This window comes from Vibrio sp. HS-50-1 (assembly GCF_024747315.1).
GTDB classification, from domain to species: domain Bacteria; phylum Pseudomonadota; class Gammaproteobacteria; order Enterobacterales; family Vibrionaceae; genus Vibrio; species Vibrio diabolicus.
The window spans coordinates 99020-111256 of sequence record NZ_JAMPZF010000002.1 but is presented as its reverse complement, the minus strand read 5'-3'; the positions used below and the strand labels follow the sequence as shown (position 1 = coordinate 111256).

Annotated in this window: 11 protein-coding genes, 1 tRNA gene and 1 rRNA gene; 3 read left to right on the top strand and 10 right to left on the bottom strand. The window is 43.2% G+C overall.

Going from position 1 to position 12237, the window contains the following annotated elements; genetic code table 11:
* The 8 genes from NDJ01_RS02375 to NDJ01_RS02340 form a co-directional block, all read right to left on the bottom strand.
* Positions 1–78, bottom strand: a 16S ribosomal RNA gene (locus NDJ01_RS02375); the annotation flags it as partial.
* Between the two features lie 486 nt (positions 79–564).
* Complete coding sequence (locus NDJ01_RS02370) at positions 565–1818, bottom strand: HD-GYP domain-containing protein (RefSeq protein WP_054868202.1); 1254 nt, start codon at positions 1816–1818, stop codon at positions 565–567.
* Positions 1819–1946: 128 nt separating this feature from the next.
* Positions 1947–2945 carry a LacI family DNA-binding transcriptional regulator gene (locus NDJ01_RS02365; RefSeq protein ID WP_046873620.1) on the bottom strand — a complete coding sequence of 333 codons (999 nt, stop codon included), beginning with the start codon at positions 2943–2945 and terminating at the stop codon, positions 1947–1949.
* A gap of 105 nt (positions 2946–3050) precedes the next feature.
* On the bottom strand, positions 3051–3806 hold the full coding sequence (chbG, locus tag NDJ01_RS02360; RefSeq protein ID WP_006742368.1) for a chitin disaccharide deacetylase: 756 nt from the start codon (positions 3804–3806) through the stop codon (positions 3051–3053).
* Positions 3807–3824: 18 nt separating this feature from the next.
* The gene (locus NDJ01_RS02355) at positions 3825–5147 is read right to left on the bottom strand and encodes a 6-phospho-beta-glucosidase (protein ID WP_005397437.1); all 1323 of its coding nucleotides are present in this window, start codon (positions 5145–5147) and stop codon (positions 3825–3827) included.
* A 10-nt stretch (positions 5148–5157) separates the two neighbouring features.
* A complete protein-coding gene (locus NDJ01_RS02350; protein ID WP_031780628.1) occupies positions 5158–5469 on the bottom strand; it encodes a PTS lactose/cellobiose transporter subunit IIA in 312 nt (103 codons plus the stop codon).
* 51 nt (positions 5470–5520) lie between these two features.
* Positions 5521–6855, bottom strand: a complete 1335-nt coding sequence (locus tag NDJ01_RS02345; RefSeq protein WP_005397441.1) for a PTS sugar transporter subunit IIC — start codon at positions 6853–6855, stop codon at positions 5521–5523.
* Between the two features lie 88 nt (positions 6856–6943).
* Positions 6944–7249, bottom strand: coding sequence for a PTS sugar transporter subunit IIB (locus NDJ01_RS02340; RefSeq protein ID WP_025767645.1), 306 nt, complete (start codon positions 7247–7249; stop codon positions 6944–6946).
* Between the two features lie 247 nt (positions 7250–7496).
* On the opposite strand from NDJ01_RS02340, the gene NDJ01_RS02335 reads away from it, so the two are divergent.
* Complete coding sequence (locus NDJ01_RS02335) at positions 7497–8780, top strand: carbohydrate-binding protein (RefSeq protein WP_065646884.1); 1284 nt, start codon at positions 7497–7499, stop codon at positions 8778–8780.
* 329 nt (positions 8781–9109) lie between these two features.
* Here NDJ01_RS02335 and NDJ01_RS02330 read toward each other — a convergent pair.
* Together NDJ01_RS02330 and NDJ01_RS02325 are read right to left on the bottom strand one after the other, a co-directional pair.
* Positions 9110–9194 (bottom strand) — tRNA-Leu (locus NDJ01_RS02330).
* A gap of 190 nt (positions 9195–9384) precedes the next feature.
* Entirely contained in the window at positions 9385–10050 is a 666-nt protein-coding gene (locus NDJ01_RS02325; protein ID WP_258586183.1) for an SDR family NAD(P)-dependent oxidoreductase, read from the bottom strand.
* A gap of 227 nt (positions 10051–10277) precedes the next feature.
* Here NDJ01_RS02325 and NDJ01_RS02320 point away from each other — a divergent pair, with 227 nt between their 5' ends.
* Both NDJ01_RS02320 and NDJ01_RS02315 read left to right on the top strand, forming a co-directional pair.
* Positions 10278–11546 carry a DUF2254 domain-containing protein gene (locus NDJ01_RS02320; protein ID WP_048626860.1) on the top strand — a complete coding sequence of 423 codons (1269 nt, stop codon included), beginning with the start codon at positions 10278–10280 and terminating at the stop codon, positions 11544–11546.
* A gap of 184 nt (positions 11547–11730) precedes the next feature.
* Entirely contained in the window at positions 11731–12210 is a 480-nt protein-coding gene (locus tag NDJ01_RS02315; protein ID WP_005397453.1) for an RDD family protein, read from the top strand.
* Positions 12211–12237 lie beyond the last annotated feature (27 nt).

Genomic DNA, 12237 nt, shown 5'->3' with positions numbered 1-12237 from the left:
AACTCGTTTCCGCTCGACTTGCATGTGTTAGGCCTGCCGCCAGCGTTCAATCTGAGCCATGATCAAACTCTTCAATTTAAGATTTTGTTCGGCTCAATGAATACTGAACATTACATAAGTAATGTTTGAATTGACTGTGCTGAATCCGAAGATTCAATGGTCACTTCGTTTCATTGAAACCTAATTTGAAACCGAAGTTTCTAATTGGATTATCATCAACGAGTGCCCACACAGATTGATAGGTCTATATTGTTAAAGAGCTTGCTTTGCGATAACTTTTTCTCTCAAAGCGGAGGTGCATTCTAGCGATTTGGTAGTTAGTGTCAAACACTTTTTTCAACTAATTTTTCGTAGAACCTTTTTACCTCTTCGGCATTGCTGAAGCCTTGTGGTGTCTGCCGTGTCGATGGATGCGCATTATAGGGAGAAGATTTTCTTTGGCAATACTAAAAGTACATTTTTTCTAAAAAAACATGCCAAGTGGATACTTTCCATCCAACCCAAAAATTACCCCGAAATAACACTCAAGATTTCTACAGCTTACCCACAAAAACCTGTGGATAACTACTCATCACTATCGAAGAAGTAAGAAATGCGTGAACGCGGATTAAGATACTCTTTGATTTTCTCCGGCAATTTAGACGGATGAATCGCGTTAACTATCTTTATATCCTTTGATGCAAGATCAATGATTGGCGCCTGCGTCCTTGGCACTGATGGGTCGTAAACCAATACATTTGGGAATAATAGATGCGATGCATTCACTGAGATAACCAAGCCCACCATATTATTGGAAAGCTGAACCACAGTGCCTGGAGGAAACACGCCCATAAACTTAATCAGGATATTCAGGTTTTCTTCTTTATATAGGTGTTTACAGTTCTTATATAAATGAGAGAGTGCGGTATAAGGAATTTTTTGATCTGAGACTATAGGTGTATGACACAAGTTATCAAATGCGTTAGCTACAGCAATAATTTGAGCAAACTCGTTGATCTCATCTCCTTTCAGACCTTTGGGATAGCCAGACCCATCTCTTAGTTCATGGTGCTGTGCAATCACAACTCTTGCAACTTCGGGAAAACCTTCTATTTGGCTCGCAAGGTCTACTCCATATTTGGTGTGCAACTTTAAGTAGTTAGTTTCTGGTTCCGTCAGCGGTGCTTGCTTTCTTAATATTGCGGTAGGAATTTTTATTTTCCCGATATCGTGGAATAGCGCTGAGAATGAAAGCTCTTTCAACTGCGCAGCTGAGTACCCCTTAGCACGGCCAATCATCATGGCGATAACAGCAACGTTCAACGAATGGAAATAAATATCTTCAAACTCATTTTTACCGTTCATCAGGTGTAGAGTGACATTATCATCACACATTAACTTCTCGACGATATCTTCAATAAGAAGCTTCGCTTCATCAACGGCAGCTGTTGGCCGATTACGAATTTTCGTCATGACCGAGCGCATACGCGCAAGAGAGCGCTCAAACTCTTTTTCGCACTGGATAACGCGTCGACGATACGCACTTAACTTTTCTATGCGGTTTTGTTTTTCTTGCCAAAGTTTTTGAGTTTCATGATCTAGCGACGCTTCATTCGTTACTCTATCAGCTTGTATCTGGTCGACTGGAAGTGGTGCGGCATCACTTTGCTCTGGATTAAAGTAAACGAACTTTACACCGAGGTGACGGATCATCTCGACTTGTTCTTGATCTTTAATCTTAAAACTATTGAGTAGAAAAGGGTGATCGTTCCACTTTAGCGGAAGACGGATATGTAATCCGGGTTGAATACGATCGACCGTAAGTTTAATGGCTGCCACTTATTCACTACTGATTTACGTTGCCTAAGAGAGTTAGAATACTAGTAAATTTTGTGAATAAATTCATCAGTAAGTATCAAAACATCAGATGGTCATTTCTAATGACTCATTTAATGAGCAAAAGCAAGCTACTTTAAGGTTCGATCTGCTTTGCGTATTTTAAGCTGAGCCTCGAACGTTGGCTTATCTATTATTTCTTGATCTTTGACTAATCCCATTAATGTTTGTACCGCTACACGGGCCATATCACTGATAGGAAAGTGCACTGCCGACACTGTAGGATAAAGGCTTTCACAAAGGTCGACACTGTCAAAGCTAGTTAAAGAGATTTGCTCCGGTACTGAAATATTGTGCTCGTGTAAGTACTGCATTGCACCGACCGTCATTTCCTCACTGCAAGAAAAGACTGCAGTAACTTCAGGGTGTCGTTGTAAAATTGCAGCCATTGCATCATAACCACTTTGCCGACCATAATTCCCTTCTTCACACCAGCTTTCGTCAATATCGATACCTGCGTCCTTCATCGCATCAACGTACCCAAGCTTTCTTAATAAACTATTATGACGTTGGGATGGACCGGTAATACAGGCGATTTTTCTATGACCACCAGCTAAAAGATGCTCGACGGCAATACGGCTTGCATGATGATGATTAAAAGTAACGCAACGCTCTTCTATTCCTTCAACATAGCGATCCAGAAGAACGAAAGGCGTAGGCTGTTTTGCTAATTCACGTAAATCATCATCTGACAAATAACGACTATGGAGGACATAGCCATCACAACGCAGATCATTAAAACGCTGAATGGCTTCCTTTTCACCTTCTGCAGAATGATGTCCTTGAGCGGTAATCAGAAACTTTTTATGAATATCCAGCTCAGTCTGAACCTGCTCCATCATCTCTCCAAAGAAGCCCCCCGTATAGTAAGTCACCAATAAGCCAACCATATTACTGGATGAGGTTGCGAGTGAACGAGCAATCGCACTCGGGCGATAATTCAGTTGCGCCATAGCTTGCTCTACTTTTTTTCGAGTTTCTTCGCGAAACTTCCCCTCCCCATTAATGATTCGAGAAACGGTAGAGCGATTTACACCGGCGAGTTCGGCGACATCTTTAATCCTTGCCATAATGCTATTGGGTCCAACTGCAATTGTTATTAAATATCCGTTTGTGTAGAACGGCTGCCAGCAATTCGTAAGGTGCTTATAGGGGGCGAAGCTGGCAGCCTTTAATCATACACCGACCATTTGATTGGTAGAAACGAGCTCAGAGTAATCCGTGACAGCTATACCATGTTGAGCTAACTGTTCTTTTAAAATGGGAGAGGTTAGAACTTGTAACTCTAGCTCTCGCTGAAGCGCATAACCACTCTTTAAAATCAGCGCTTGATCGGCCTCTGCCGGGTGGCACATCACCTCAACCAAATCATAGTTTGTCTTTAGACTCAATAAATGCGCCATCAAACCATCTAAACTTACTTTTTGATCGTAAAACTCGTCAGTAAAGACATACCTTGTTGTCATCGATTCTTGACACAAGCCAGTGCCCCGCAGTGGCACTCGGTATTCACTCGCTACCTCTTTAATAACGGGCAAAATTTGAGGGTGAGTATGCGCGTGATGATGGCTATCTAAGTGGCTTAGCTCTAACCCAAGCGATAAAAAATGTTCCACCTGAGCTTTTGCTTCGTCATAAATGACCTGAGTTTCGAAGTCCTGCTTACCCCACAGTTCGTCGTATTTGATAAAATGCGCTCGACCGTTGGTCAAATTAGGGTGCCCAGTTAGAGGCACTCCCGCTGTAAACCTAAGATGAACGCCAATTCTCAAGTCTGGATTATGGCGAGCCAACTCTAAAGCATGTTTCTCAGCATCCATACCGACCATCATGGTGGTTGAATGAACAACACCTTGCTGATGAGCTTTTACGATGCCGTTATTTACACCTCTCGTTAAACCAAAATCATCAGCATTAAAAATGACTTTCATTGGCGCCCTTCCTTAGTACTACAACGTCGTTAGTTTAAATTGAGGTAAATACGGAGCGTTCACCGCTAGGATATCATCCAGAATTGACTTGGCACGACCAATGTCTGGCACCAATGGGTTGTTGGTTAATGCCATGAGCGCTTTGTCATAATTACCTTCAACAGCAGCGTCTATTGTCAACTGTTCATATGCTTTGACTTGATAGAGTAATCCTTTGATATTGTTTGACAGCTCACCAACCGCAAGAGGTTTCGCGCCCCAACTACCAATCACCGCGCTACACTCAATCACAGCATCGTCGGGGAGGCCGTTAATCGCTCCGTTATTTAAGACGTTAACAACATGAATACTATTACGATTGTTATAAATTGAATCAACCAAGTTTAGTGATGCATCTGAATAATAAGCCCCACCCCGCTCTTCTAACTCTTTCGGCTTATGATCGAGATTAGGATCTTGATAGAGCTTGAATAGCGCATTTTCTGTTTCCATTACCTGCTCAGCACGAGTGCCCTTTTCACCCGCGCTTTGTTTCTCTTCAGCGAGCATAGCATCGGTTTGATAGAAATAACGATGGTAAGGACATGGTATCGCCCCCAGCGCTTTTAAAAATGCTGGATCCCACGGTTCTTCCCAGATGTTCTTCATGCTGAAGTTAGCACCATCACCGACTTTCTCTAATACCGTTTGAGTAATATCTTCTCCATTGAGCCATGCTTTGTGCACCCAAACGAGATGGTTTAATCCGGCAAACTCCAGTTGTAGCTCTTTTGGCTCGCACTCCATCATTTCTGCGATCATCATTTCCATCGAAACCGGCACATTACATAAACCAATACTCTTTACTTTGGTGTACTTACTGACGGCTTCAGAGACCAAACCCGCAGGGTTGGTGAAATTGAGCATCCATGCATTGGGTGCCAACTCTTCAATATCTTTACATATATCAAGAATAACCGGGATGGTTCGCAGTGCTTTAGCAAACCCACCAGGGCCTGTTGTTTCTTGGCCGATGACGTCGTATTTAATTGGAATTCGCTCGTCATTAGCACGAGCAGCAAGACCACCCACACGGAACTGCGTCATCACAAAGTCCGCATCTTTTATCGCAGCACGACGATCAAAGTCTGCTTTTATCTCAATCTTTGCACCTGCTTTATCAACCATTCGCTGCGCTAGACCTTTGATAATCTCAAGCTTCTCAGCTCCTGACTCAATGTCCACAAAATGAATCTTCTTAACGGGTAAATATTCTAAGCGCTTAATAACCCCTTCAACCAGTTCAGGGGTATAACTACTACCACCGCCAATAATGGCAAGTTTGATCGCCTCTCTAGACATTTTTCTCCCCTTATTTGTTCGAGATTTTTTTGTTCAGTGCAACGATTTCTACAGCCATTTCTTGAGCCAAAATCGTGGTCATTAAGTGATCTTGAGCATGTACCATCACTAACGTCATCGGGACTTTCCCTTCCCCCTGATCTTCCTCAATCAACTGAGTCTGAATTAAGTGGGCTTTGTTAATGCACTCTCTTGCTTGAGAGAGCTTCTCCTCAGCCGCATCAAAATCTTGTTCTCTAGATAAACGCAACGCCTCGTAGCTCAAACTTCTGGCTTCGCCAGCATTACAGATGATCTCCATCACAACCAATTCTTGTTCCATCATTTTCTCTCCGAAAATCGGGCCGCGGTAATTGCGGCCCATTAAGCACCGTTAAGCAGTAACACCTTCGCCTGAAGGTTGCGCCTCATCTTTAGTTTCTTTCGTCGTCGGTAGTTCTTGCTCCAACATTTGCTTCTCAAACATTTTGAAGAATGGGAAGTAGATAATTAGATCAAGAATCAATAAACCAATGACGAGCAATACTGGAGCAAAGGTCCAACCGCTGCCCCACGAAGCACCTATCAGTGCTGGTGTTGTCCAAGGCGTTGTAGCGACACCCATGCCCACAAAGCCGACATGCACAGCAAAGTACGCAATCGTAGCGTTGATGACTGGAGCGAAGACAAACGGAATAAACAAGGTCGGGTTCATTACAACTGGGCTACCGAAGATCACAGGCTCATTGATTTGGAAGAAGCCAGGCACCGCACTCATTCGACCAATACTCTTGAGGTGAACAGAACGGCTAAATGACATCAGCATAACAAGAGCAAGTGTTGCACCAGAGCCACCGATAAAGATGTAAAAATCCCAGAAAGGCTGAGTAAATACGTTTGGAATCGGTTCACCTGCAACAAAGGCTTCGATGTTGGCACCAATGTTGGTCAAGAAAATTGGAGAAAGCAGCCCCACAACAATTGCAGCACCATGGATACCCGCAAACCAAAGTAATTGGCAAAGCAATAGAGCGCCAATAATGGCAGGCAATGAGTTAGACGCACTAATTAAAGGCTTAAAGACTGCCATGACCGCATCTGGAATCAGCATGTCGTACTGGGTTTGCACGAAAAGGCTAAGTGGATATAAGGTAATAAATATCGCTAAGACTGGTAACAGTACTTCAAATGATCGTGCAATCGCCGGTGGCACCTGCTCTGGCATACGAATCGTAATATTGTGCTTTTTCATAAAACGGTAGAGCTCTACCGAGAAGAATGCACACATCACTGCGGTGAAGATCCCGGTTCCTCCCATGTGTGACATAGACAACGCGCCATCTTTAGCAGGGGCCGCGATGAGTAAAAAAGACATCAGCGACAATACAGCACTCGTGATCCCATCCATCTTGTAAGCCTTAGCTAAGCTATAAGCAACGCCGAGCGAAACAAAAATGGTCATGATCCCCATCGACATGTTGTAGGGCATCATTATGGTATCAAAATGTGTGGTGGCGAAATCGAGCCAAATTCGACCAAAAGTAAAGGTCGTGTCTTCGGCAAATGGTGGGAATGCAAAAATCAAAATGAAACTACCGACAATAATAAACGGCATTGCAACTATAAAACCGTCTCTCATTGCTCGAACATGGGGCTGATTCCCCACTTTTGCTGCTATAGGGGCTATATGCTTTTCGACTGCGCCTATAATTGCGTCATAAAGCTTCATAGAATCCATCCTTATTTTAGGCAAAAGAATCCCGCATCAAATATTTATATTTGATGTACAGTTATCTTTTTTAATTTAAAACTATGGTTTAGTTAATTAATTCTAATGCTTGCTCTAGTACTTCTTCTCCCTTCATCATTCCATAATGCTGAGGAGAAATCGCATCAATGTTTTTACCATGCTCTTGCGCCGTTTTTCTTAGCTCTTCTAGCTGAAAACGTACTTGAGGCCCGAGAAGACAAACATCGTACTCTTTAATTGCATCTTCAAATGCATTCACTGACATCGCGTCAATTTTGCACTCAATTCCTTTATTTTCAGCTGCTTGCTCCATTTTTTTAACAAGCATACTGGTTGACATCCCTGCGCTACAGCATAAAAGGATCTTTTTCATAGCCTTACTCCCGTTGTGTAAATTTCAACCTGCAAAAACTGTAGCAAAAATAACCAAGACAAAAAAGCGCAACCGGTTGCATTATTCGTGAACACAATCCCAATTTAGAAAATACGACCTGTTTTTTAGTAATTATTTAGGTCTAGGATAAAAGTCAGGAAATAAATTAAGACACCACATTAGGTTTCAAATTATCAATATATTACTACTGACAACGTCGTTATTAATTTCTAAAAAGGAATAGAGAATGAAATTTAATAAATTGGCTATTGCAACGCTTGTAAGTGCCGCACTATCACAATACTCATTTGCTCAAACCGACTCTAAAGGCACCATTTATCTAACGTTTGATGATGGACCAATCAATGCATCTATTGACGTTATTCAAGTACTTAACCAAGAAGATATCAAAGCGACGTTTTACTTTAATGCTTGGCACTTAGACGGAATTGGTGATGAGAATGAAGACCGTTCGCTAGAAGCCTTAAAGCTCGCATTAGACACTGGTCATATTGTCGCGAACCATAGTTACGATCATATGGTTCATAACTGCGTTGATGAGTTTGGACCTAATAGCGCAGCAGAATGTAATGCTACCGGCGACCACCAGCTTAACTCGTACCAAGATCCTGTTTACGATGCCTCAATGTTTACAGAAAACTTATCTGTTTTAGAAAAGTATCTGCCTAACATTACAAGCTACCCGAATTATAAGGCAACAGAGTTTGCTAGACTGCCCTACACCAACGGCTGGCGCGTGACTAAAGACTTCAAAGCAGATGGATTATGTGCAACGTCTGATGACTTTAAACCTTGGGAAACAGGCTACGTTTGTGATATCAACGCCCCATCAAACAGTGTGAAAGCCTCAATTGCGGTACAAAACATTCTGGCTAATAAAGGCTATCAAACACATGGTTGGGATGTGGATTGGGCACCTGAAAACTGGGGGATAGCAATGCCAGCCAACAGTCTAACAGAGGCAGAACCTTTCCTAGGTTACGTAGATGCAGCATTGAACAACTGTGCTCCTACCACCATCAACCCTATCAATTCAAAAGCACAAGAGTTTCCATGTGGTACACCTCTCCACGCAGACAAGGTCATTATTCTAACGCATGAGTTTTTGTTTGAAGACGGTAAGCGAGGAATGGGCGCAACCAAGAATTTACCTAAATTAGCGGAATTTATCCGACTAGCAAAACAAGCTGGCTATGTATTCGATACGATGGATAACTACACACCAAACTGGCAAGTTGGTCATAGCTACAACGCTGGCGACTACGTCCTACATTTAGGCACCGTTTACCAAGCAGTGACTAGCCATAACGCACAGCAGGACTGGGCACCTTCCCCAACCTCTAGCCTTTGGACCAATGCTGATCCGGCAACAAATTGGGAAGTGAATGTTTCATATAAAGAGGGAGATGTTGTGACGTACTCTGGCAAACGTTATCTCGTCAATGTGCCACACGTATCTCAAGCCGATTGGACACCTGACTCACAGAACACCTTGTTCACAGCTCTATAAGCTGTTCCCTACTATTATCATGTAGTAGCTTGCGCGAGGGATTACCTCGCGCTTTTTTACTTTTCTAAAAATAAAAATGGAAAGCAGTAAAGAGTTGACTGACTGGGCCTGGCATTCCTGACGCCACTCTGGATTTGAATTCACAAACCCTAGATACAACAAAGCCCCGACTTTCGTCGAGGCTTTATCATATGAATTATGGTACCCGTGGGCAGAGTTGATTGGACAAGCACTCCTACCGCCACCGCAAAGGCAACGCTAACTTTCTTTTGATATTTACAAGCACCTAAAACGACGAAAGGCCGCTATAAGAGCGACCTTTCTATATATGGTACCGGTGGGCGGACTTGAACCGCCACGCCCGAAGGCAACGGATTTTGAATCCGTCGTGTATACCAATTTCACCACACCGGCATCTTTGGGCTATTGCCCTTTGATGGTTGGCATTATACGGAAGCTTTTGACCTGCGCAAGCAGAAATACCTTAAATAACTATCGTTTGCTGATAATTTCGCCACAAAGTGTGACAAAGCTGTACTCATAAGAAACGTACGCTCCATTTCCTACTACTGATCCAGGTGAAAATGTGTATACGTAACTCTTTTTAAATTCTATTCACTGTAATATCAGAAACATAACCATTCCCAATGCTCGACAAAGCTGTATGGAGCATCTCAGCAGCATCTTCCGCTTGCATGAAGTGACTCGTGTCAATCGTGTTGCCGCTTGTTTTCCAGAATTCCGTATCCATTCCACCAGGATAAACCGCGATAATTTTCATTGGCTTTCCTTTTAACTCCAAACGAACCGACTCGATTAATCCTTTGACAGCCCACTTCACAGCGCAATACGTAGACTCTTGCGCTTTAGGCTGTTGCGCAGCAGTAGACATAACCATGACCACTTTTATCGGTTGATCTTTGTAACGCTTTACTAACTCTCTTAATACATGAATGGCGGAATTCAGGTTATTATCAATCAGTTTTTGAATCTCTTCCGGCTCCTGCTCTTCCAGTTCGCCAAAATAACCACTTCCTGCACTATGAATGACCATTTCAGGCGGCTGTTTCATCCCATCAAATAGGTGTTTCACATCTTGATGTAATGAGAGGTTGCAAGCTTGATAGCCGACGTTATGAGAGAGTTGTTTTGCTAGTGCGGATAGTTTTTCTGTGTTTCTTCCTATGATATACGTCTCTTTGTCTTCCGCATCATAACGCTTTGCCAGCTCAGCCCCTAAACCGCTACTTGCACCTGTAATTACAATCATGGCTACCTCTTTTCTATCACATACTTTTAATGCATCTATCAATTAAGGTAACAGAATCTTGGTAATTCACACCTCAAGAACACCATTCTTTGAAGCAAGCGGCTTTCTTACTCTCATGATGCATGAAATACCAAGTAGAACGAGGAAGATTTAACCTATGCTTAAGCAAGAATAACTTTCTGAATTTTCTATCGACTTTCGAGTAAGAGCCTAATAGGAGCATACGAATGACTGGGTCAAAATGGCAATGGTTACTGAAGCAAATGACGCGCAAACTGTGGGTTCGCACGTCACTTTATGCCTTACTTGCTGTCGCCACCGCCCTAATATCCATTGTTTTAAACCAGTTCATTACTCTGCCTCCTGCAATCAACGTCAGTAAGGATTTGCTTAACAACATATTAAATATCCTCGCGACTTCCATGCTTGCGGTGACCACATTCTCGCTCAATATAATGGTCTCAGCGTACAGTGCCGCTAGTGCAGGGGTGACGCCACGGGCCACCAAACTGTTGATGGAAGACAGCACAACGCAAAATGCTTTGGCAACCTTTCTTGGCTCTTTTTTATTTAGCTTGGTAGGCATTATCGCGCTAGGCATTGGTGCCTATCATCAACAAGCACAAATTTATCTGTTCATCGTGACCATCGCCGTAATCGTGATGATCATACTCACTCTGCTACGTTGGATTCAGCACCTTTCCGTACTAGGGAGGGTCAGTGAAACCACGTCATACGTGGAGCAAGCCTTGTTAGATGCGATAAGAAAACGAGGCAAAGAGCGTTGGCTAGGTGCTCACCCGTGGAGCCACCCAGAACATAAACCCAGAGGAAGCAAGCCTATTTTCAGCCAAGAAATTGGCTACTTACAGCATGTTGATATGCATCATCTCGATAGTATTGCCGAAGCAAACCAATGCACTATCTATCTTGAACGACAACCAGGAAGCTTTGTGTATGTGAGTCAACCATTGGCTTGGGTTTGTGGAGCGTTGCCAGACGAAAACGAAATAACGGCGGCCTTCACGATTCGAACGGAGCGTTCCTATGATCAAGATCCTCGTTTTGGATTGGTCGTCATGGCGGAGATCGCCTCACGAGCTCTCTCCCCCGCCGTGAATGATAACGGTACCGCGATTGATGTTCTTGGGCGTTCTGTACGAGCGCTTTCATTATGGGGAGAGTTACTCAGCGAACCTCCCACCAAGACTCGATACCCTAGACTATTTGTGCCCGCATTGAGCTGCCAAGATTTATTTGATGATGTCTTTTTGCCAATCGCGCACGATGGTGCAGCGCAACTCCAAATACAGATTCGCCTACAAAAAGCCTTGCTGGCTCTTTCTAGTATGCACCCCAAGTTGTTTTTATCACCTGCAACCAAGCTATCAGAAAAAGCTTTAGAGCTCGCCTTGAGCCAGCATTATACAGAAGATGAGAAACACCAACTCTCTCATCTGTCTAATCTAGTTACAGACCAAAAAGCTAATGGTTAGGCAAGTAAAATTCAGTTGAAATAGGTTACCGAAAGGCCTTGTACATCATGGTATATATTCATAACACACAGCATAAAAGTCACTTTGTTTATGCATAATTAAAGACTCTGTGCGTTAGGTCTCTTTTCTCTTGGTGAGGGAATCTATATTCTGACGCACAATTTTTAAGGTAAGTGATGGAATAATGACAACGTCTACAACTCTTCCACCTGCTGGTCTCTTTCGTCGACTTGCAGCGTTGATTTACGACACATTGATTATTATCGCAATTGAAATGATGGCCGCAGGTATTGTTATGGCCGTTGTATTTGCACTAAATGCAGCAGGGCTGTTGAGCTACGGCGAGTACGCAGATGCCGCTGATATGCTCGGAAAGCACCCTGTATTAAGCCCTCTATTTACACTGTATCTTGCGGTTGTATGGATTTACTTCTTTGTCTTCTTCTGGACGCGAGCAGGGCAAACACTTGGGATGCGCGCTTGGAAACTTCGAGTTCGCAATGCCAAAGACGGTGCGCCGATTACAGTCACTCAAGCCCTGATTCGCATTGCAACATCTGGCTTTGGTTTGGCAAACCTGACTGTACCGATTGATCCAAAGAAACGTGGGTTCCACGACATTTGGGCAAAAACAGAGGTTGTTGTGCTGCCTAAGGCAAACTAACTTATCCGGGAATACAAAAAAGGAAGG